25 protein-coding genes are annotated in these 22,533 nt (G+C 28.0%); 8 read left to right on the top strand and 17 right to left on the bottom strand.

The window, feature by feature from the left end; translation table 4 throughout:
- Nucleotides 1-66 precede the first annotated feature (66 nt).
- From AC0B4K_RS04060 to AC0B4K_RS04095, 8 genes are all read right to left on the bottom strand, one after another.
- Nucleotides 67-1,122: an energy-coupling factor transporter transmembrane component T family protein gene (locus AC0B4K_RS04060; RefSeq protein ID WP_465103892.1), complete on the bottom strand. Its 1,056-nt coding sequence runs from the start codon at nt 1,120-1,122 to the stop codon at nt 67-69.
- Nucleotides 1,122-2,006, bottom strand: coding sequence for an energy-coupling factor transporter ATPase (locus AC0B4K_RS04065; protein ID WP_465103893.1), 885 nt, complete (start codon nt 2,004-2,006; stop codon nt 1,122-1,124). The genes AC0B4K_RS04060 and AC0B4K_RS04065 overlap by 1 nt, the downstream gene beginning before the upstream one ends.
- Nucleotides 1,982-2,797: an energy-coupling factor transporter ATPase gene (locus tag AC0B4K_RS04070; protein WP_465103894.1), complete on the bottom strand. Its 816-nt coding sequence runs from the start codon at nt 2,795-2,797 to the stop codon at nt 1,982-1,984. The genes AC0B4K_RS04065 and AC0B4K_RS04070 overlap by 25 nt, the downstream gene beginning before the upstream one ends.
- Nucleotides 2,798-2,992: 195 nt before the next feature.
- Nucleotides 2,993-3,601, bottom strand: a complete 609-nt coding sequence (locus AC0B4K_RS04075; RefSeq protein ID WP_465103895.1) for a hypothetical protein — start codon at nt 3,599-3,601, stop codon at nt 2,993-2,995.
- Between the two features lie 51 nt (nt 3,602-3,652).
- Nucleotides 3,653-4,834, bottom strand: coding sequence for an IS3 family transposase (locus AC0B4K_RS04080; protein WP_465103896.1), 1,182 nt, complete (start codon nt 4,832-4,834; stop codon nt 3,653-3,655).
- A 227-nt stretch (nt 4,835-5,061) separates the two neighbouring features.
- Nucleotides 5,062-5,715 (bottom strand): Fic family protein, encoded by a 654-nt coding sequence (locus AC0B4K_RS04085; RefSeq protein ID WP_465103897.1) that lies wholly within the window; start codon nt 5,713-5,715, stop codon nt 5,062-5,064.
- Complete coding sequence (locus AC0B4K_RS04090) at nt 5,688-6,086, bottom strand: hypothetical protein (RefSeq protein WP_465103898.1); 399 nt, start codon at nt 6,084-6,086, stop codon at nt 5,688-5,690. The genes AC0B4K_RS04085 and AC0B4K_RS04090 overlap by 28 nt, the downstream gene beginning before the upstream one ends.
- Nucleotides 6,087-6,336: 250 nt before the next feature.
- Entirely contained in the window at nt 6,337-6,594 is a 258-nt protein-coding gene (locus tag AC0B4K_RS04095; RefSeq protein ID WP_465103899.1) for a hypothetical protein, read from the bottom strand.
- Between the two features lie 262 nt (nt 6,595-6,856).
- Here AC0B4K_RS04095 and dcm point away from each other — a divergent pair, with 262 nt between their 5' ends.
- The 3 genes from dcm to AC0B4K_RS04110 are packed head-to-tail and all read left to right on the top strand — an operon-like array spanning nt 6,857 to nt 10,465.
- The gene (gene dcm / locus AC0B4K_RS04100; RefSeq protein WP_465103900.1) at nt 6,857-7,948 is read left to right on the top strand and encodes a DNA (cytosine-5-)-methyltransferase; all 1,092 of its coding nucleotides are present in this window, start codon (nt 6,857-6,859) and stop codon (nt 7,946-7,948) included.
- A complete protein-coding gene (locus AC0B4K_RS04105; RefSeq protein ID WP_465103901.1) occupies nt 7,941-9,038 on the top strand; it encodes a DNA cytosine methyltransferase in 1,098 nt (365 codons plus the stop codon). The genes dcm and AC0B4K_RS04105 overlap by 8 nt, the downstream gene beginning before the upstream one ends.
- Complete coding sequence (locus AC0B4K_RS04110; RefSeq protein WP_465103902.1) at nt 9,038-10,465, top strand: AlwI family type II restriction endonuclease; 1,428 nt, start codon at nt 9,038-9,040, stop codon at nt 10,463-10,465. The genes AC0B4K_RS04105 and AC0B4K_RS04110 overlap by 1 nt, the downstream gene beginning before the upstream one ends.
- 126 nt (nt 10,466-10,591) lie before the next feature.
- Here the strand turns inward: AC0B4K_RS04110 and AC0B4K_RS04115 are convergent, their stop codons facing one another.
- The gene (locus tag AC0B4K_RS04115; protein WP_465103903.1) at nt 10,592-10,996 is read right to left on the bottom strand and encodes a hypothetical protein; all 405 of its coding nucleotides are present in this window, start codon (nt 10,994-10,996) and stop codon (nt 10,592-10,594) included.
- Between the two features lie 127 nt (nt 10,997-11,123).
- Here AC0B4K_RS04115 and efp point away from each other — a divergent pair, with 127 nt between their 5' ends.
- From efp to AC0B4K_RS04130, 3 genes are read left to right on the top strand one after another with little or no spacing between them, the layout of a single operon-like run.
- Nucleotides 11,124-11,684: an elongation factor P gene (gene efp / locus AC0B4K_RS04120; RefSeq protein WP_465101794.1), complete on the top strand. Its 561-nt coding sequence runs from the start codon at nt 11,124-11,126 to the stop codon at nt 11,682-11,684.
- A gap of 3 nt (nt 11,685-11,687) precedes the next feature.
- A complete protein-coding gene (locus AC0B4K_RS04125) occupies nt 11,688-11,999 on the top strand; it encodes an MMB_0454 family protein (RefSeq protein ID WP_465101795.1) in 312 nt (103 codons plus the stop codon).
- Nucleotides 11,999-12,313: a hypothetical protein gene (locus AC0B4K_RS04130; protein ID WP_465103904.1), complete on the top strand. Its 315-nt coding sequence runs from the start codon at nt 11,999-12,001 to the stop codon at nt 12,311-12,313. The genes AC0B4K_RS04125 and AC0B4K_RS04130 overlap by 1 nt, the downstream gene beginning before the upstream one ends.
- A gap of 30 nt (nt 12,314-12,343) precedes the next feature.
- Here AC0B4K_RS04130 and AC0B4K_RS04135 read toward each other — a convergent pair whose 3' ends face one another.
- A complete protein-coding gene (locus AC0B4K_RS04135) occupies nt 12,344-13,255 on the bottom strand; it encodes a 1-phosphofructokinase (protein ID WP_465103905.1) in 912 nt (303 codons plus the stop codon).
- Between the two features lie 7 nt (nt 13,256-13,262).
- Nucleotides 13,263-15,329, bottom strand: a complete 2,067-nt coding sequence (locus AC0B4K_RS04140; protein WP_465103906.1) for a PTS fructose transporter subunit IIABC — start codon at nt 15,327-15,329, stop codon at nt 13,263-13,265.
- A gap of 149 nt (nt 15,330-15,478) precedes the next feature.
- On the opposite strand from AC0B4K_RS04140, the gene AC0B4K_RS04145 reads away from it, so the two are divergent.
- A complete protein-coding gene (locus tag AC0B4K_RS04145) occupies nt 15,479-16,486 on the top strand; it encodes a nicotinate phosphoribosyltransferase (protein ID WP_465103907.1) in 1,008 nt (335 codons plus the stop codon).
- A 50-nt stretch (nt 16,487-16,536) separates the two neighbouring features.
- Here AC0B4K_RS04145 and AC0B4K_RS04150 read toward each other — a convergent pair whose 3' ends face one another.
- The 4 genes from AC0B4K_RS04150 to ftsY all read right to left on the bottom strand — a co-directional run bounded on the left by AC0B4K_RS04150 (nt 16,537) and on the right by ftsY (nt 18,958).
- Nucleotides 16,537-16,659: a hypothetical protein gene (locus AC0B4K_RS04150; protein ID WP_465103908.1), complete on the bottom strand. Its 123-nt coding sequence runs from the start codon at nt 16,657-16,659 to the stop codon at nt 16,537-16,539.
- Between the two features lie 43 nt (nt 16,660-16,702).
- Nucleotides 16,703-17,476: a type II toxin-antitoxin system death-on-curing family toxin gene (locus AC0B4K_RS04155; protein ID WP_465103909.1), complete on the bottom strand. Its 774-nt coding sequence runs from the start codon at nt 17,474-17,476 to the stop codon at nt 16,703-16,705.
- A gap of 215 nt (nt 17,477-17,691) precedes the next feature.
- Nucleotides 17,692-17,922, bottom strand: a complete 231-nt coding sequence (locus AC0B4K_RS04160) for a sigma factor-like helix-turn-helix DNA-binding protein (RefSeq protein WP_465103910.1) — start codon at nt 17,920-17,922, stop codon at nt 17,692-17,694.
- The gene (gene ftsY / locus AC0B4K_RS04165; protein ID WP_465103911.1) at nt 17,912-18,958 is read right to left on the bottom strand and encodes a signal recognition particle-docking protein FtsY; all 1,047 of its coding nucleotides are present in this window, start codon (nt 18,956-18,958) and stop codon (nt 17,912-17,914) included. The genes AC0B4K_RS04160 and ftsY overlap by 11 nt, the downstream gene beginning before the upstream one ends.
- Nucleotides 18,959-19,021: 63 nt before the next feature.
- On the opposite strand from ftsY, the gene msrB reads away from it, so the two are divergent.
- The gene (msrB, locus tag AC0B4K_RS04170) at nt 19,022-19,450 is read left to right on the top strand and encodes a peptide-methionine (R)-S-oxide reductase MsrB (RefSeq protein ID WP_465103912.1); all 429 of its coding nucleotides are present in this window, start codon (nt 19,022-19,024) and stop codon (nt 19,448-19,450) included.
- Between the two features lie 10 nt (nt 19,451-19,460).
- On the opposite strand, the gene pgmB is transcribed toward msrB, so the two are convergent.
- Together pgmB and AC0B4K_RS04180 are read right to left on the bottom strand one after the other, a co-directional pair.
- Nucleotides 19,461-20,141, bottom strand: coding sequence for a beta-phosphoglucomutase (gene pgmB / locus AC0B4K_RS04175; RefSeq protein WP_465103913.1), 681 nt, complete (start codon nt 20,139-20,141; stop codon nt 19,461-19,463).
- The gene (locus tag AC0B4K_RS04180) at nt 20,134-22,533 is read right to left on the bottom strand and encodes a glycosyl hydrolase family 65 domain-containing protein (RefSeq protein WP_465103914.1); all 2,400 of its coding nucleotides are present in this window, start codon (nt 22,531-22,533) and stop codon (nt 20,134-20,136) included. Before AC0B4K_RS04180 ends, pgmB begins: the two co-directional genes overlap by 8 nt.

Consider the following 22,533-nt stretch of genomic DNA (forward strand, 5'->3'; position numbering starts at 1 on the left):
TGACAAAATCCTTTTAAGACTACGAGAAATATATAAAAAACATAAAAGCAAGGGAAATCCTTGCTTTTATGAGACTACTCTTATCATTAAAATTCAGTTAACTAGGCTATAATGTCCAATATTATGAATTTTATAAACCCCGTGAGCAGGATCAAAATATGAATGTTTTACTATTATGTTATTTAAGATAAAAATACTTAAAATTCCCATAAATAATAAAACAATTAATAAATCACTAATTTTTAATTTAAAGACACGATATTTCGTACGCTCTTCATATGGATCATAGCCCCTTGTTTCCATTGCATTAGCTAAATCTTCAGCTTTTTGAAATGATGATACAAACAATGGAATAATTAAAGTACTAAAGGCAATTATTTTATCTTTAGTATTACCATGTTTAAAATCAACTCCCCGGGAAGACTGAGCCTTAATAATCCGAAAAATTTCATTTACTAAAGTTGGGATAAACCTTAAGGCAATTGAAATAATCATTGCAATAATATGAGTTGGGATAAAAATAAATTTTAAAGGATATAATAAACTTTCAATTGATTTGTTTAATAAAATTGGCCTAGTGGTATTAGTTAATAAACTAGTAACTAATACCATAACATATAACCGAAACACTAAGGTAATGATTCGATTAATAGAATTAATCGAAACCCCATATTGAATCTTAACATAATTACCATATGTTTTTATGTAATAATCAATGGTATCTTGTCCAACAACTTTAGCATTATAAAATTCACTTCACAAAATCTTTTTACCATCAATTTCTAAATCTTTAGATCCAGATGTAAAGATAGGCCAAAAGTATGAAACATAATAATTATTTTTATATACTGTTTCGTTATTAACAGTATATAAATTAACCACAAATAAAAAAACTGAAATGATTAAGGGCAGTTTTAAAGTTTTTAAAACTGGCCTAATACGCTTAGTAGTTACAATTGAAATAATTGTAATAAATGAAGCTAAAAGCAATAATTCAATAAAATTTGAGGCAATAAAAAGTAAAACAATAAATAAAATACTTAATAAAACTTTGATACGAGGGTCAATTTTATAGACAAAGCCATTCCCTGGTATATAACGTCCAAATGCACTTTGTTGCATTAAATATCCTCCTTATCAAAAATACTTTGATTTAAATAATCAGCTAGTTCTTTTATGTTCTTTACTTTTGGAACATCAATTCCTTTTGCTTTAAGCTCATAAATAAAAGCTAAAAGTTTGGGAGGTTCAAGGTAGTTTTCTTTAAGTAAATTAATATTATTTAAAACATCATAAGTTTGTCCATCAGCAACTATTTTTCCTTGGCGTAGCATAATAGTTCTAGTTGTTCTTTCTAACACACGATCTAAATCGTGTGTTACATTAATAATTGTTTTTCCTTTTTGGTGTAATTTGCTTAAAATATCTAAAATCTCAATTGTACCAACTGGATCTAATCCTGCAGTGGGTTCATCAAAAACTAAGAAATCTGGATTCATAGCTAAAACACCAGCAATAGCAACCCGGCGCTTTTGCCCCCCAGATAATTCAAAAGGGCTTCTTTCTAAATATTCTTGGCCAAGGCCAACTTCCTCTAAACATTGAGCAGCGACTTGATATGCTTTTTCTTTAGGCATTCCAAAAGCAATAGGTGCAAAAGCAATATCTTCTTTAATAGTATTTTTAAATAATTGATATTCAGCAAATTGAAACACTATTCCAATTTTTTTTCGCAAATCTTTAAATTTAAACTTACTGGTTTTATCACCATAAAACCAGTCTGTAATATTATTATTATCATTTATTTGCCAGTGCACATATCCATTAGTTGGTTTTAATAAACCATTAAAATGTTCAATTAAAGTTGTCTTTCCAGAACCAGTTGATCCAATAATTCCAAGATATTCGCCATCATTAATTTCTAAAGACACATCATTTAATGCTACAAATTCTCAAGGAGATTTTTTATTAAAAATTTGTATTACATTTTGAATTTTGATTTGCATATTTGATTAATCAATTCCTCTCTGTCGTATGTGGGTTCAATATTATGCAGTAAACTACTTAATTTATAAATAAATGGCGAATCAATTTTAGCAATTTCTAAAATCTCTTGATTATTTAAAATTTCCTTAGGATTCCCTTGGGCAATTAATTGCCCTTGGGAAAAAACAAGGCACCGATCAGCTAAAATAGCCTCATCCATATCATGGGTAATAGATATTAAGGTTTTCTCTTTATTATCTTTTAATTCCTTGATAATTTCTAAAACACTTCTTTTGCCCTTAGGATCAAGCATACTGGTAATTTCATCAAAAATAATTAAATCAGGATCTAAAGCCAAAATTGAGGCAATGGCAACACGTTGTTTTTGTCCTCCAGATAAATTCTCTGGTTCCCTGGATAAATGGTCTAACATATCAACTTTAGCCGCCACTTTATGAATAATGCCTTGCATAGCTTCATGAGGAACCTTGCGGTTTTCAAGACCAAATGCAATATCATCTTCAACTGATGAACCAATAAATTGGTTATCAGGGTTTTGAAAGATAATACCAATTTTCTTGCGAATTTGATATAAATTTTGACGATTATAAACTATACCATCAACAGATAAAAAACCTGCTTGTGGTTTTAATAAGGCAACAAGCACTTTAGACAAAGTGCTTTTGCCACTTCCATTATGCCCTAAGATGGCTATATATTCTCCTTTATTGATTTCAAAACTAACATTATTTAATGCTGGTTTTTGCACACCTGGTTTATAACTAAATACAATATTATTAACTTTAATCATAACTTTAATTAATTATAAAATAAATAATAAAAAAATAACAAAATAATTTTGTGGAGTGTTTTTTGGGACGTTTCGAAATTTCTGTAGCATATTTTAATGTTTTAGGTTTAGTTTTCTTTTGCTTCCTTATGCCATATTTTCCTTCAGATTTTTTGACAATGTGGTCAAATTCAAGGAAATAAGGGTATTTTTTAATTATTTTATAAATTGTACTAGGTGAGGGGGCAAATTCATCAGGTGATATTTTTTAAAAGAATTCACAAGGTAGGTAACTGATTTCTTAACTTCTTTTTGCTGCAAATTCTTTTTATTTCTATTTTTATTGTATGTATTAAGTTCACTATACCAATACTTTCTGTAGGCCTTTCATTTCTCTTTAATTGCATCATTTACAAAAAAGAGTCTCGAAAATGAATAACCTAATAAATATTCGTATAGCTTGGTAAAATTAAGGGTTTTAACCCGCATTACTCTTTTTGAACACTTAGGACAAACATAGCGATTTTGTTTATCTAAACTAAGTGGTCTGCGATTTGTAATAATTTTAATTTTGCTTTTTATACTTCGAATGTCTCTATTAAAAATTTTGGCTACTTCTTGGATTGAGAAGCCTTCAGAAAGTTCTTGTAAAATATTATAAAGTTGCTCTAGATCAATTTGATCTGATCGTAATTTTCGTTGTGTCCCAAGAGCTCCTTGCATTTTCAAGATAGTGTTGTAATTCTCTTCAATTTTAAAATGTTGATATTTATTTTCTTTTCGATATTTGTCAAAAACACAAATATATTTTTCTAAATTTTTCATATAATTTTAAGGTCTCTAAACATGGACAGCAAAATTTAACATTTTAGTTATTTATAATTCCATAGCAAATTGCTGTGGAGTTTTTCAGTTTAAGTTTGATTGAATTCGGTCATTGTTGTACCAAATTACATATTCTTGTATCATATCATTAAGTTCATTAAATGTTATTTTTGAATAATCTAAATCATTTAATAATTCAGTTTTAATGATCCCAAACCAATATTCAATTTCTCGATTATCAAGAGAATTTCCCACTCTTGATAACGAAATAATCCCACCAAGATTTTGAACTTCTTTAATATATTGATGATGTGTATATTGAAAGCCATGATCTGAGTGAATGATAAAATTTTTGGGTTTGTATTGTTTTAATAAATTTAAATTGTCTAAAACTAGTTCTAGATTATTACTTCTTGATAATTTAAAACCAACAATTTGTTTAGTTTTATGAGACAAAATTGCAGACAAATAAACGTGTGATTCTAACACGTCTTTTGGTGCTTTTATATATGAAACATCAGTTGCATAAATATTTCGATTGTTTTGATCATTATAATCACGATTTACGAAGTTATCAATCTGAGTAGATAGATTTTTAATTTCTTTTCGTTTTGATTTTTGTCTAAGCTTACATTTTAGGCCTAAAAGGTTCATATATCTCCCTAATGAACGTTCGTTTATATCTATTTTGTATTTTTTAGATATGTAAACACTTAGTTTTAACCTTCCATATCTTGACTTTGTTTCTGCGAACGATTTTTCGATTACATCACTATATTTAGGGAGTTTTTGTGCAATTTTAATATTTTGAGTTTTAGAAATTGTTTGTCTAGAAATGCCAAAAACTTCTGCAAGTTTAACATAACTTATTCTAAAACTTTTTAATTCAATAACTTTCTTACTTTTAGGTAATTCGTTGGTAATTTCATAATATCTTTTAGCTATTTGTAACAAATCATCACGATCAAAAATATCTCAATTTGGTTCTCTTTTCGTCTTAGGTTTGCCGCTTCCTTTTTTGCGGCTTTCACCTTTCTTCGTCTGCAATAAGTCTTCCATACCTAAATTATAATACTTAATTATTTTATTAATTCTAACTTTTACACTATTTCTTTGTAAGTTTTTTGTTTCTGGTGATATTTGGTAAATAGCTTGGAAAGCACCTGGGAAACCTGATTTTTGATATTCTTCATATATTTTTGCAAATTCTTCTTTCTTTAAATGTCTTGACATAATTTATCCTTTCAAAAAAATTCTTCGTTGGTACCAACGAATGGTAACAGAAAAGCTAACATTTACATGTTAACTTTTCTGTCCGGCTTTACTCCTTTCATTTTTTAAAATTTATTAATACAACTATTTTATTACAAGGAAGACAAAAACAATGTCACATGCAAAAAACTTGCATGTGACATTTCTAATTAATAATTAATTTGTAAGTTGCTGGTATGTTTAAATTTTTATCTCTTTTTTATTGATTTGGTGCTTTTACAAGATAAATCAATTGTATTTCACTTAACAAATTGCTCTAATAACTTTCTGTCTTTTGTTTGGTAATAATTTAATAATGCCATTTTATAATCATTATTGTTTGATAAAGTAAGGTTAAATAATTTATTTTCTTGTAATAATGCTTTTTGAATTAACATTGTTGCTGTGCGTTTATTCCCATCATTAAATAATTGTTCTCTAGCAATTAAACTTGGTGATGCTAACAAATCATCTTGTTTAATTGCTTCTTCTAACATTTCTTTATATTGATATTGCGACAATAAAGGCGGAACATATTTAGAGCCGGAAACATAAATATTTCTTGTACGATAATAACCATTACCATCAACTAATCCATCCATTAAGATTTTATGTAATTGTAAAATATAATTAGGACTTAAAGGCAAATCATATGTTTCAAAAATAAATCTTCACGCATCTTTTAAATTAATTGCTATTTTAAAAGCATCAGTATTATTTTCAAAATATTTATTGTTAATAATATTTTGTGTTTCGAGTTTGGTAATAATTAAATTTTCAAAATAGACTTGCGCTTGGATAATATCAACAAGTTGCTTTGAATAATCTTCAAATTTTAGTAAATTTGATTCCGTTGCTTTCATATGATGTTTTTATCTCCGTTTATTAATTTTTCAATCTCATTAATCATATCGAAATATAAATCTGTAAAAAGAGTAGTATTTAAAATCTTATTAGCGTTTTGTAATTTAATTAATTCACTTTGTTTTAAATCATAAATTAACTTAATGATCACATTTATTCCCATATTAACTAATAACATTTCTCTAAACACTTCTTCACTCATTGGTTTTTTAAGTTTAACACTTTGATTAAATCTAAATGTTTCTCATTCAACATAACCAAAGGGGTGATTAATTTTTTTCATTCAGTAATTATTAACTACTTCAATTGCTTTGGTAATTTCATTTTGAAATTCTCATTCTAAATGTTTAGTTATATTGGTTTTATACATATCAATTCCTTAAATTCAATTTCATTATATTTAACTGTGTGATTTTTACTTAATCAAGTAATTGACTTAATTTTCGATTTTTACAAAATATTTAGTTACATTATATCATAAATAATCACAATGTATCAAAAAACAAGATTTTTTGATATCTCTTTCGTCTCAATACAATGTACATCCTGGCATAAAAATACTGATGGAACTTACAGTGATGCCAGAGTTTTAACAATTTATGAAATTATGAAACTATTTACTATAAAAGACGATTGGATATGACAAATTGAGCAAAAATCTTGGCTACTTCTTGGATTGAGAAGCCTTCAGAAAGTTCTTGTAAAATATTATAAAGTTGTTCTAGATCGATTTGATCTGATCGTAATTTTCGTTGTGTCCCAAGAGCTCCTTGCATTTTCAAAATAGTATTATAATTCTCTTCAATTTTAAAATGTTGATATTTATTTTCTTTTCGATATTTGTCAAAAACACAAATATATTTTTCTAAATTTTTCATATAATTTTAAAGTCTCCTTTAATTTTTGAAAATTTATTCATACAACTATTTTATTACAAGGCAGACAAAAACAATGTCGCATGCAAAAAACTTGCATGTGACATTTCCAATTAATACATTTTAATAATACTATTTTTGTTCTGAATATGAGATTCATATATAATTAAATAAAGTATCTATATATAAAACAAATAATTAACCTAATCATAAAGATAATTTAAAATTACTTACTAAATAATAGTAAGTAATTTAGGAGTAAGAAATGAATAAAGATATAAAATTAAAAGTATTCGAAGCCTTTTCTGGAGTTGGTTCACAACATATGGCATTAAGAAACATTAATAAAAAGTTTGAAATTGTCGCAACATCAGATATTGATCCAAATGCAATTTTAGCTTATTATTATATTCATAAACAAAGCGATAATAAATCAAATCCAAAACAAGAAATAATTAATTATTTATCTAAAATCCTTAATAAATCTGAAAATGATTTAAAAAAAATGAAAATTGAAAAACTAATTCAACTATATGCAGCATGTATTAAAACAAATAATCTTGGTGATATTTCAAAAATAACTATCGATAATATCCCAGACCATAATTTATTTACATATTCTTTCCCATGTCAAGATATATCTTCAATTGGAACAAAAAAAGGATTAGATCAAAATAGCGGAACAAGGAGTTCTTTGCTTTGGGAATGCAAAAAAATAATTGAAAATAAAAAACCGAAATATTTGGTTTTAGAAAATGTAAAAAACTTAACAACTGGTAAAAACAAACAAAACTTTGAATCTTGGTTAAAATATTTAGAAAACTTAGGTTATGAAAATTATTGGAAAATTTTTGATGCACAGCATTATGGAATTCCTCAAAGGCGCCCTAGGGTGATTGTTGTTTCAAAATTAGGAAAAAGCAAAACAAACTTAGTAAAAGACAATTCATTCACACAAAAAACTCTTAAAGATATTATTGATGATACAGAAACAAAATGAATAACATTTCAACCAAAAGGAAAGATGAAAAGAGATGTTAAAGATGGTGAGACACTTTTTTTAGATGACCGTGATTGAAAAATAAATGGTGTAATGATTAATAAAGTGTCATCTACTCAAAGAGCTGGAAGATCTGGCCTAAAGTTTATTAAATCTGAAAATGGAATTTTATACGAAAGAAAATTAAATGCATTGGAATGTTGTAGATTAATGGGGTATAATGATCAAGACTATTATAATATGAAACAAGGGAATCTATCAGATAATACAATAATAAGATTATGTGGTAATTCAATAGTTGTTAATGTATTAGAAAATGTTTTTAGAAATATATATGAAGAGGAGGAAAATGATTAAAGGTTTATCATTATTTTCAAATGTTGGAATTGGGGAATTAAATTTAAATAATGTTGGTGTAGAAATTGTGGTAGCAAATGAATTAAAAAAAGATAGGGCTAAATTTTATCAACACACTTATCCTAACTGTAAAATGATTGTAGGTGATATTTATGATAAATATAATGAAATAATCTCGCAAGCAAAGAAAGAAAATTGTAAATTTTTAATGGCTACACCTCCATGCCAAGGAATGAGTGTTGCTGGTAAACGAGATTATAGTGATGCACGCAATGCACTAATAAATCCAGTTTTAAATGCTATAAATGATTTAGATCCTGATTATGTACTGATTGAAAACGTACCTCAATTATTAAAGCTGAAAATTAAGTATAATAATATTATAGATACAGTTGTAAAAACAATCGAAAGAGAATTTGCTCATAAATATTATATAAATAAAGAACAATTAATTAATGCACAAGATTACGGTGTACCTCAAAATCGAAAAAGAGCAATAATTTTATTAAGCAAAGTGCAACATTGAAATTTCCCTGATAAAGAATCAAAATTAATAACAGTTAAAGATGCAATCGGAAATTTGCCATCAGTTGAAGCAATTGTTGACGGAAATACAAACTTCTTTAAAGGTAATAGTGAAAAAATAAAAAAATGTCATGAAATTCATAAATGGCATACACCAAAAAATCATTTATTTAGGCACGTAGAGGCAATGATACATACTCCTACCGGTCATTCAGCTTTTGAAAACATATTTTATTATCCTAAAAAAACAGATGGCACAAAAATTAAAGGATATAACACTACATATAAAAGAATGCAATGGGATAAACCAGCACCAACAATTACAATGGCAAATGGATCTATTTCATCTCAATGCAATGTACATCCCGGCAGAAAAAAAACTGATGGGACATACAGTGATGCAAGAGTTTTAACAATTTATGAAATCATGAAATTATTTACTATAAAAGACGATTGGGATATACCGAGTTGAGCAAGTGAGAATTTTATTCGAAATGTAATTGGCGAAGGTGTTCCCCCATTATTAATTGAAAAAATTGTTAAACAGATTAATCAAGGGAAATAATGAAAAATACTAACGTGTGGTTATTCCCGCAAAATTCTTGTAACATTAATCAATTCTTTATTACTTTAAATGTTTTTAGTGAATTAAATGGTATAAAAAGAAATAATAATATCCAACAATTATTAATGAAAGAACACTCTACAAAAGGATCATATAATCCATATATTCAAAAAGACTATTATGATTATTCTTCTGCAAATCATAAAATAGATGAACCACGATTTTACGGTGCTATTTATGAAACTTCTAACAAAAAAATTCACCTTAGTACATATGGTGAATTACTGTTAAAATACCAAGAAGATATTGAAGTAAGAAATAAAGTGTTTATTGGGATGCTTTTTAGCATACAATTCATTAATCCATATAAAAAATTAGATGGTTTTAATATCTATCCATTAAGACTTATATTCAAATTATTAACCGAAGTAAGAATTGAATATAAGTTAAGTAATCTAGAAGTTGCACATATTTTATATTATGTGAAGAGCTTGAATTCGCCAAAAGATTATAATGATATTGTACATAAAATTATAAATTTCAGGTTATTAAACAATGGGGATAAAATACAAAATTTGGCACATAATGCATCTCAATTTATTAAAAATTATGTTAGTTGTAATTACTTATTTAATATGCTTTCTGAGCTATCTATAACTAATCAAGTTAAGGATAAAATAAATTTTAAATTACAATCTCAATTTAGAAAAATGCCAACAAATATAACAACAAAATATCTAAGTTTAAATCAAGTATATAACAATTTTGTTGATATGTATTTACAAAATAAAACACCTTATGAAAATATTAAACAGCCGCAAGGTTTAAGAAGTGATTGAATTAGAGATATTTATAACAGTATTCCAGGGTTTTTGCTTGAAGAAATTGGCGAAAAAGACCAAATGTACAAAGAGTTTTTACAAATTCCAAAATTACTTGTCGAAACTTCAATTGACTCAACCAAATGGTCATTATTTGAGGAATATATTACTAAAGCATTTAACTTATTTAGTGATGTAAAAGCAGAAACAATAGGCGGGCCAAGTCAGCCAGATTCACTATGTCATTATCTTAAAGATGATTTTTTATTTTGTACCGATGGTAAATCAACAAATAAAAAACTAACAAGTATAAATGACGGAAGATTAAAACAACATAGAAACTTATATAATGCAAAATACACAATTGTTGTCACACCAGGATATATCCCAAGTGCTGTTGAGGATATAAAAGGAACTAACACTTGCATAATTACTTCTTATTGCTTTGCGGACTTAATAACTAAATATATATTTAAAATATATAAAAATAAACAAGAATGTAGTTATGAAATATTTAATGATGTAATATTAAAAAATCTAGGAACTGATATAAGTGAAAAAATATATAAAATTATCGATGATATATTAGGTGTTTCAACACATTAATTTAATAAAATATTAATACACTTATATAAAACAACAAAGCGGGCATATTAATGTCCGCTTTGTTTATATTTATACTTTACCTACTTTTGTTTATTAAAAAATATCTCTTTATGTTGAATTAACATATTAAAAGAATAATCGAGGCTTTTGATTCTTTTTATAAATATACGTTAAACTAAATTTTGAATTACGATTTTCAAAGATTTTTTGCATTCTTTGCAAGATTTTAACTTGCTTATCAGTTGGTAAACTTAATGGTTTTTTATTATATTTATATAAGTTAATATGCCTAGCTAAATTTATTTTAGAAATTTTATAAAAACGATCTAAATGAATTTTATAATAAGGTTTTTTAAAAGCACTGAATAAATAAGCTCGGCCTGGATTTTGGCATAATGTCCCAAAAATCACTTCATCTTTTAAATCTACTAAAGTAATTAATAATTCACAAGGGCGCTTGGCAAATATTTCAATGCCTTCTTTCAAATTACGTTTTGGTTTATAAATTTTAAACATCTCAATCTTGTGCATTTTCTCTGTTGCTCCATTCATTAATAAATTAAAATATTTTTTATTAAAGAACTAAAAGTGAACTAAAGTAAAAAACACATATTATAGTATAATAATATTAACTATTATTAAAAAGGAGTTTTAAATTATGATTAATGTTAATGAATTTAAACCAGGAATCACATTCCAAGACGAAGGTGAAATCTATGTTGTGCTTGAAGCACAACATTCTAAACAAGGTAGGGGCCAAGCTAACGTTAAAGCAAAGGTAAAAAATTTACGTACTGGTTCCACTACAATTAAATCTTATACTGGGGGAGATAAAGTTAAACCAGCGCATATTGATAAACGTAAGATGGATTATTTATATAATGATGGTGAAAATGTCATTTTAATGGATAAAGAAACTTATGAACAAATTGAAATTCCATTAAATCGTTTAGAATGAGAAATTAATTTTCTGAAAGAAGGAATGGAAGTACAAATTCGTAAATTCCAAGACGAAGTCTTGGATATTGAATTGCAAACAAATATATCTTTATTAGTTACTAATGCGCCAGATGCCGTAAAAGGTAATACCACAACTAACCCACAAAAGAAAGTAATTTTAGAAACTGGTTTTGAACTTGAAACCCCAATGTTTATCAAAGATGGAGATTTAATTATTGTCTCAACTGAAACTGGTAAATACGTTGGAAAAAGTAAATAAACAATGCAAGATTGAATTAATGTAAAATATCTTTTTAACCAAATTTATATGGTTGATAAAGAAGCAATTGAAGATGTGATTAAAAACGCTTTTAAAGAGCAAAAGCATTTTAAACTTATGCCTTCCTCCCATATTAAAATTGAACCAGATCATAGTGATTTACAAGTTTTTTTAGATTTAAAAATTAATAAAAATAATCTTAATGATCAAGCCAAGTTAATCAATTCACTTGTCACAGAGCTTAATACCCAAATCAAAAAACTAATTATCAAAAAACCAAAAAATATTCAAGTTGTCATGTTAGGAATCTTTTAGTGCAAAATCCTAACTTGCCCCAAGACTATGCAATATTAAGATTATTATTTTTAGAAGATATCAAACAAGAATTAACAAAACTTTCTAAAAAGAAAGTTTTAAATAAAAAAAACCAAAAATATCAAAATTTATTAATAAAGTTAAAAACTCAATTAGAAAGTTTTGAAATTTCAAACCAAGAATTAAAATTAAATAAATTGGCATATGAAAAAATTAAGCGTGAGCAAACTTTTGATAAACTTAAATGATATTTTATTGGTGGCTTAGTTATCTTCTTTATTGCAATAGCACTTAGCATTTATTTTGCTATTTAAAAATATCACTTTTTACAAAGTGATATTTTATTAATTAAGTACTTCAACTTTAACATGTGATAGGTATGTTTTAGTTTGCTCGAAGGTTCCAACGTGCTCACTAGCTACCGTACCCATTGCTCCAGCGCTTGCAAATAAAAGCGAGTTTGCTGCATTGCCAGTTTCCAAATATTTAGCACAAAATAATGCAATCATGCTATCACCTGCCCCAGTAGCATAAACTACCTTAATTGGTTTAATAATGGATGCTTTAAGGATTTGTCCATCTTTTGTTAAAGCATATGAACCATCTTTATCCATTGAAACAATAATATTTTGAGCCCCATAAGTTTGCAATTGTTTCATTGCACTAAGCAAGTCTTGCTCATTATTAATTTCAAACTTAAAGTTGCGTTTTAATTCATCAAGGTTGGGTTTAATTAAATAAGGATGGAAACTTAAAAATTCCTTAAGATTTGGTGAATCAATATCCAAAACAAAGTTAACTTTGTTTTGTTTTAAAATTTCTAAAATTTCTTTTAAAAATGCATCATCACTTAAGCCCATGATCATTAACATATCTTGGGTTGTTAACTTTGCAATTTGCTCTAAAACTTTTGCTTTAATTTCAGGTGTTAAAATTGTTTTTGGTCCATTTAACTCAAAGGAATCTTTAGTTCCATAATATTTAATATTAATCCTGGTTAGCTTTGGATGATTAATATTAATAATTTCTAAAGATTCATGTTTAAATAAATCTTGGAATGAATTGAAGGTATGTTGGTCAAATAAACTAAAGGCGATATTATCAAAGTTATGACGTTTTAATATTAGCGAAGCATTAATGCCTTTGCCTCCAGGCAAAAGCTTGGAATCTTGATATCTATTGACAGTTTCTAAAGAGAAATCTTCAGATTTAATTAATAAATCTGAAGATGGTGATAAAGTAAGGGTATAAATCATAGCTTTGTTATTTTTTAACAAAAATTCAATTTGGGTATTTTTGGTTTAATTTAGTAAAGAGGATAATTGCTCCAGCTTGGGCGAATGCTCCAGCTAAAATTGAAGCAATTCAAAACACAATCCCTAAACCAGCTGAAGCCCCAAAATCACTAAATAAGTTAGTTCTTGCTAAAAATCCAACAAAGATTCCACCGTGAGGTGCAATGATGTTAACACCTAATGAAGCTGATAAAATACCAGCTACTGCTCCACCAATCACGTTAGATGGTACTAATACTTTAGGGTTTTTAGAAGTATATGGAATTGCACCTTCTGAAATAAAGCTCATTCCAAATAAAATATTTGAGTATTTACCTGAGTTGATTTCATCTTTAGTTCATAGTTTTTTACTAATAAACATTGATAATGCAATTCCAAGTGGAGGTACCATACCTGCAGCCATAACAGCCGCCATTGAAACACTTGATGTTCCGTTTGCAATAGTTAAAGTTCCAAAGATGTATGCTGCTTTATTAATTGGTCCCCCAAGATCAATAGCCATCATAGCACCTAGAATTAATCCTAAGATTCAAGCCAATTGAGGACGATTTTCAAATAATCCTAAGAATAACACTAATGCTAAGTTAATGTAAATTAAGACAATATTAGCAACTCAGAATAATAAAGCAATTGTTAAAGTTCCAAATAATGGAATAAATAAAATATTTTTGATTCCTTGCATGGTTTTTGGTAATTTACCAAAAATATATTTTGAAAAAACAATTACCATTGCTGCGGCAAAGAATGCTCCAAGGATTCCGCCAATAAAGCCTGAACCAGTCCCTAAAAATGAATCGGGGTTGGCTACTCCAGAATTGACAATTGAAGGTCTTAAAAAAGCATATGTCCCAGAAACTTGCCCAGAAGCAATAGCCCCAACGACAAATCCAGGTAATAACCCTTGGCGCCCTACTAATGAGTAAGTAATATAAGCAGCCAGCACAGGGACAGCAAGGTTAAGTCCAATTTTTCCAATATCAAAGATAACTTTTGATAATGGGGCATTAAATCCAAAGTTACTTAAAAAAGCACTTGAATTAATGTCTGTTTTATTAAGTCCACCAATAATAATGTCTAGTAAAAATCCAATTGCTAATAAAATTCCACCAAAGACAATAAATGGTAACATGTGAGAAATTCCAGACATTAAAGAACGACGTAGTTTTCCACTAAAGCCATCAAAAGTCATTTCAGCAAATGATTCTTCACTAGTTTTAGCACCTTTTATTTTCTTTCCTTTTTGATCTAAAATTTCTTGAATTTGCTCTCTAGTCTTATAGATTGCTTTTTGGGTTGAGATTTCTAAAACATTAGTTGCATTGCTAAATTTAGATTTTTCAATCTCACGATCAGTTGCTAAAATAACACCTTTAGCATTGGCAATATCTTTTTCAGTTAAAGTATTTTTAACCCCTTCTGCACCTTGGGTTTCAACTTTAATTCTTAAATTCATTTTCTTAGCTTGCTCAACTAACTTTTCTTTAGCTAAGAAAGTGTGGGCAATACCAGTAGGACAAGCAGTAACTGCGACAATGTCATAAGTTCCTTCTTGATCTAGTAATTCCTCAAGTTCATCTTGTGGTTCAAAAGCATCAAATAATGCTAAAAATTCATCAGCACTTTGAACTTTGTCTAATGCCTTAATAAATTGTTCTTTAAGTAATAAAGACGATAATTTTTGCATTACTTCAATATGTCCTGATTCTCTTTGGTCTTTTGATAAAGCAATTCCAAAGATATATTTTACAGGTTGATTATCTAATGCTTGCCAATCAAGGTTATTTACTCTAGCAAAGAGCAAAGTGCTCATTGTTATAGTATCATCACCTAAATGTGGCATCGCAATATGATCGCCAACCCCTGTTGAATTTTGATTTTCTCTTTCTTTAAAAAGATCGTAAATTTTTTGGGTATCTAATCCATAGTTTTTTGACACAAGTTCACTAGCAAAAAACTTTAAAACTTCATCTTTAGAAGCAAAATTTTTATCCAAGTAAATTGTATCTTTGTTGTTAAATAATGATCTAATCTTCATAGTTCCTTTCGTTGTTATCTAATTAAATTATAGATCATTCTCTTTGATATACGTATATATAAGATGAAAAAACCTGGAAATGTTTCCACTTCTTTTAATTTTATTGTTTTATGGTATAATAATCTTTAATACTTTAGATAGGAATGAAGATGAATTACGAAAAATATACAGCAGCTTATTTTGAAACAACTAAAGAAATTTTAGCAAGTGAAAAGCCCGATAACGTTATTGTTATGCAATTTTTCCAACGTAAAAATAATTGTATTTTAGGCGGTATAAATGAAGTCTTAGCTTTTTTAAAAGCCAAGACTGATACTACAAAATATACAATTAAATATCTACCAGAAGGAACCATAGTCAATGAATTAGATATAGTTTTAGAACTGGAAGGTCATTACCAAGATTTTGGACAGTGAGAAGGGTTAATTGACGGTATTTTAACACGTTATTCTTCTATAGCAACAAATGCAGCAAAATGTGTTAGGGCTGCAAGAAATAAACAAGTTATTTTCATGGGTGATCGAGCTGATCATTACATAACCCAAGAAATTGATGGAAAAGCCGTTGCTCTTGGCGGAATTAAACTAGTTTCAACTTTAGCCCAAAAATCTAGTCAAAACGATATTCATGATGAAAATCTCTTTGGCAGTATGCCGCACGTTTTAGTTCAAGGTTTTAATGGTGATATTGTCAAAGCCGCTGAGGCATATATAAAATTATATCCAAAACGTAAATTAATTGCTTTAGTTGACTACCACAATAACGTGATTCAAGAAAGTTTAAAACTATGAACTTCCTTAGGCGATAAAGTTTGAGGTGTTAGAATTGATACTTCAAAAAGTTTATCAGATCATATGTTTGATCAAGAAACTCCTAAATATGGTGTAGTTCCTGAGCAAGTGATTCGCCTGCGTAAAGCATTAGATCAAGCCGGAGCTACTAATTATAAAATAATTGTTTCATCTGGCTTTGATCATTCTAAAATAAAATGATTCGAAGATCTTAAAGTGCCAGTTGATTATTATGGTGTTGGACAAAGTATTTTTAAAATGACTAATACTTTTTCAGCAGATGCTACCATGTTAAATGGACATAATCAAGCTAAAGAAGGGCGTTATTATCGTTATAATCCAAAACTAATAGAATATAAAGGTTAAGTAAAAGCAACACTTATAAGTAAGTGTTGCTTTTATATTATAAAAAGTAATTATAGTTCGGCTAAAGCTTTCATAACTTTGACAAGCTTTTCCCAGTCTCCATTCCTCTTCATTTGCACATCAAGCGGTTCAACATATTTATCAAGATTTTCTACGTATTCTTTTAATGTCACAATATCCTCCTATTTAATATTATATTTATTTTATCATATTTTCTTATTTATAATTAATTAATGTGTTTTTTATAATTCACTCTTTTATCTCTTTTTTAACTTTTTCTTGCCTTTCTTTTGTGGTGATTCCTTTGTCATTTTTAGCGATAAAATTATAGCACCACTTATAAATCTCGTTTTTAGCATTGTCAGCTATTAGTTCTGGATCATTTAATGATTCAATAAGATCTTCATATGATCTGTTTGACAGTCTTGATACAAAGCAAAACATTTCTCGTTCTTGTGCTGCTTGATAACTATTTTTCATTGTTAAATCAGAAGATCATTTAAAATAAAATCCAAAATTTCTTAATAAGTTGATTAAAAATAAAAAACAAAAACGTTTATTCCCATTTTTAAGTTTATGAACACTAAGTAATTTAGATAAAATTGTAGCAAAGAAATCAAAAATATCATTTATTTCTTCCGGTTCTGTGAAATCTAAAATATATGAAATTAGTGTATTAAAAGTATCATTATCATTAACATATTCATAATCATTTGCGCATTCGTTTTTAAAATATTTTTTTGCATAATTAAAGGTTGTAGTTAATGTAGATTCTATCAATTGCATAATATATTTTATATTGTCGTCATCTTGTAAATTTATAACTAATCGCTTTCACTTTATTTCTTGAAGATTAGAAGAAAATTTACTATTTAAAAAATATTTATCACCTTTTTTAATTAGTAAACTACTTTGAAATTTAGCTATAAAAGAATCAAAATTATCATATTCATTTTTGGTTATTACAATTTTAGCACTTAAAAAAGTCATTTCTTAAAACCTCCTATAATATAGAATAATTATATTCTAAAAGGGAACAAAATCTTTATTTTATAAGAATTGAAATCGCAATTATAAGAGTAATTTAATATTAGGAATTATTAAAGAATATTGGCAATTTTAATAAATGTTTTCTAAACTTTGCAGTAAATAAGAATATAGAAAAAATAGTATACAAAAACAGGCAAATAAATGCCTGTTTTTGATTATTTATTATAAACTTGTTCATTAAGTTTTATTAATTTAGCTAATGATTTCTTGGCAGCATCATAAGCAGCTGCACGGGATGTTGCCATTATTTTTGCAATTTCACCATAAGAGAGATCTTGATAAAAATAAAGCTCAAACACTTGCCGCTGAGTTTGAGTTAATAAATTCTTGTATTTTTCGTAAAGTAATGTATAAAACTGTATTTTATCCAAATCTTTATGAAGCATGTATTAAATCCTTTGTTAGTTGGTAGATAAAGAGTTCAAGGTCAAATTCTTGAAAATCATTGATTTGCTCACCTAAGCCAATATATTTAACATCTAAATTATATTCATCTTTAATTGATAAAACAATTCCACCTTTAGATGTACCGTCTAATTTTGTTAAAATAACCCCTGTTAAATTGGCTATTTCTTTAAAGCTTTTAGCTTGTGAAAGACCATTTTGTCCAGTAGTTGCATCTAAAACTAATAATGATTCATGTGGTGCATCAGGAATAAAGCGCTTTATAATTCCAACCATCTTTGATAATTCGCTCATTAAATTAACTTTATTTTGTAATCTACCTGCTGTATCAATGATTAATAAATCATATTGCTCGCTAGTTGCTTTTTCTAAAGCTTGGAAAACTACTGAAGATGGATCGCCCCCTTCTTTTTGTGGTTTAATAATATCCGCTCCTACTCGCTGAGCTCAAATACCTAATTGGTTGACTGCCCCAGCTCTAAAGGTATCACCAGCAGCAATTAAAACCTTTTTGCCTTGCATAATATATTTATGAGCCATTTTAGCTATTGAAGTAGTTTTACCCGAACCATTAACTCCCACAAAGATAAAAACATTTAAACGATCATTTTGGAAATTTAAATTAGTATTGGTAATGGTGCTCCCGGTATAAATCACAAATAATTGATCCGCAATTAATTCCCCAATTAATTTCGGATCATCAATATTATTCGTTCTTACTTCTGACTTTATTTTTTCAATAATGACATTAACTAATTTTAAGTTAATGTCAGACATAATTAAGAGTTCTTCTAATTCTTCAAAAAAATCTTCATCAATTTTATTATATTTATTTTGTATCTCTAAAATTTTTTTACCAAGAGTCGAGCTATTTTCTAGACCTGCCTCATATTTTTTAAATTTCTCACTATTTATAATTGCTTTTTGTTCTTCTTGTTTTAATTCTAGTTTTAAAGTTTCAACATCTTTGGTTTCTTTCTTGAAAACCTTGTTAATTAAATTCTTAAAAAATCCCATGCATATATTTTAATATATTATTGTAAGTTTGTTGCTTTAATTTTAATTTGTTATAATAAAACTATGGAAAAAAGAAAAGATCTCAGTCATTTAACTGACTTACAATATAAAATTACCCAAGAAGGATACACTGAAAGACCTTTTGAAAATGAATATGACCAACATTTTGAAAAAGGAATTTATGTTGACATCGTAGATGGAAAGCCGCTATTTATTTCTAGTGATAAATTTGATTCGGGCTGTGGTTGGCCCGCATTTAGTAAACCAATTGATCATTCTGTTGTTTCAGAACACCTTGATTTATCACATAATATGGTTCGCACTGAAGTTAAAAGCACTAGTGCAAATTCACATTTAGGACATGTTTTTAATGATGGACCAAAAGATAAAGGTGGTTTAAGATATTGTATTAATTCAGGTTCTTTAAGATTCATAGCTTATGAAGATTTAGAACAAGAAGGATATGCAGAATATAAAAAATTATTCAAATAAAAAACTAAGCTTATAGCTTAGTTTTTTGATTAAAATAATTGATAATTTTTTGATAATTTAATTCACTAGTATTAGTTAAAATTAAATTTGCACCAGAAAAATCTTCATGAGAATTATGAGTAATTACTACTGAATGCATTTTGGCTTCTCTAATTCCAGCAAGGCCCGCAGGGGCATCTTCAAACCCAATGCATTCACTTGGATCTAAATTAATTCCTTTTGCAGCTTGTAAGAAGATATCAGGAGCAGGTTTACCTGCTTTTACATCACCAGGGTAAACAATAAAATCAAATAATTCTAGAATGCCCAGTTTAGTTAAAATAAGTGGTGCGTTAAAACTACTTGAAGCAATTGCTAATTTAATTTTATTAGCTTTTGCTTCTTTTAGAAAATTTAATACTCCTGGTAATATTGAAGCTTCATTGATCTGAGTTTTTAATAATTCTTTATAATATTCATTTTTATCATTGGCAATTTGCAATAATTCTGCTTCTCTTAGCTTTAACTCAGGTTTTTTTAAGCGAATTATTTCTTTTAATGTTTCAAGCCGCGGAATCCCTTTTAATTGTTCATTATCGGCTAAAGTATACTCAATGCCCAGATCTTTCACTTTATATGCTCAAGATTGAAAGTGTAAAATAGCTGTGTCAGTAATTACACCATCTAGGTCAAAAACAAAACCTTTAATCACGGTTAATTCCAAATTCTAAAACATTATTTTTTTGCATAAAGTTATCTTTGTTAAAAGGTACATATTTACCTTGGACATTAATAAATAATTTTCCTTTGAAGTCTTCTGATTGCAATTTAACACTGAAAATTTGTTTGCCGACATTAACCTCGAAATTTGATCCCTGGTATTTAAATTTGTATTTTAAACTAGTTCAATTATCAGGTAAGATTGGGTCTAAGTGTAACTTACCATTATGTCAATCTAAACCACCAAATCCAAATACAATCATTTGGTAAATTGCAGCTAATGCTCCAGCATGAATTCCAGCATTTGATGTATGCATGGCAGGACCTAAATCAATATTAATTCCATATTTAAAAATTGAATATGCTTTTTCAATATTTTTAAGTCTTGCTGCTTCAATAGCATAAGTAGCCGGGCTTAATGATGAATCATGGGTTGTAATAGGTTCATAATAATCAAAGTTGGCTTTACGCACTTCTTTAGAATATAAATGTGGCAAGATATTTAATAATAATACAACATCAGCTTGTTTGACAAGTTGTGATTCAAGGCGAAGGTGTCCTTCTTTGGTATTAAATAATTTTTTACCAGCATCCCCCAACATTTGAAATGGTAAAACATCTACTAATGGTAATTGTAAGAAAGTATCATTTTCAGCAATAATTAAATTGTCATTTGGTAATTGTTGTTTTAATTTAGCTGATACATCTTGCAGTTTTTGATAATCAATTGGGTATGGAATTCTTTCTTGGAGTGCATTTCATACACTTTTTTTATTTACTTTTAAATAGTCAATATACTTAAGAGCTAAATCAATGTTATATTTAGCAAACATATTGATATAAGCATTATTATCAATATTCCCTTTATATTCGTTTGGCCCCATAACATCTTTAATTTCATAAGTCCCATTACTTTGTAATTCAGCACGATTGGCATAGAAAATTGCAGTATCAATGATCATTTCATATCCCATAGTTTCCATGAATTTATAATCCTTAGTAACTTGGAAATATTGATCAACAGCATAGGCAACATCAGCAGAAACGTGAATTTCTTGACGACGTGATGCGATTGGAACTTGCTGTCCGCTCACTACATCAGCTTGACCTCAATATGGACAAACTTCACCTTCAGTAGGTCAAGCCATTTCTCAAGGATATTGGGCTCCTTGCAAGTTACTTTCAGCATCACGTTCTTTTTGTTCAAGTGCTTTAGCCCGGGCCCCTTCTAGGCCTTTATATCTATATGTTAAAAGGTTTCTTACAATTCGAGGTTGATTAAATAAATAAATTGGATTAATAAAGAATTCAGTATCCCAAAAAGTATGTCCTTGGTATCCCTCACCAGAAAGTCCTTTAGCTCCAACATTCATATTAGTAGTATGTCTTGGCACAAATCCATTAAGGTGGAAAATTCCAAAATCCAGTGCTAAAGCATCATATTTAGCTTGCTCATTCCCTTCAATTTGCACTGAAAATTCATTTCAAACATTTGAATGCATTTTAGCAATTGAAGCTTGCTTTAATTGCTCATAATTAGCAGATAATAAATAAGTATGTTTTTGATTTGCTAAATCTTGTATTTCATCTTGTTTAAGCAATTTTTTAGCATCAACAGGTGTGTGCACTGACATAATTTTTTCTAAAGTAAAGACATCGCCTACTTTTAATGGCACATTAATTTTAAATCCAATATAGCGGCGCTTCATTTCCACGATGTAATCATCAGTTCCACCAGTAATTAATTGATCATTTAGGTATGCCTTAGTAATCAAGTTATGAACAATAAAACGTTTTGAAATGGTCGTAGTTTGTGACATTTGTAATGATTCTTTTGTTAAACGGCGCTTATGACCTTCGCTAAAATGCTGTGTTCCTGAGTTGGTTACTTGCCCATTGATTCTTGGTTTAATAAGTAAATTTACTTTTCCTAAATCATTTAATTCTAAAACTTTAACTTGGATTTTTTGAGCATATAAATTGGCATCATCTCTCGACACAAATCTTTCAAAGGTTAATTCATATTTGCCACTTTTACGTGTTGCGATAATAGTTCTTTTTAAAAATCCATCTTTAATATATAAACTTTTATTATATTGATCACAGCAACTTACTTCAAATTGTTCATTATTAAAATAAATTGGTGTGGTCATTAAATCAGCTAAATTAGCTAATTCTGATACTTCTTCTCTGGTGTCTTTGTTAAAGATACCATTAACAAAGAAGTTTTCTTTGTTATAAGAAGTATTTTCTTCATCAGCACTTCTTATACCAATATGTCCATTACCAAGTGCAAAAATACTCTCAGTTTTGGCAACCACATTTTTGTCAAATTTAATTTGTGAAATTGTTTTATTTTCTAAATCATATTTTAAGTAATTCAT

Source organism: Mycoplasma sp. 11548, from assembly GCF_055523555.1.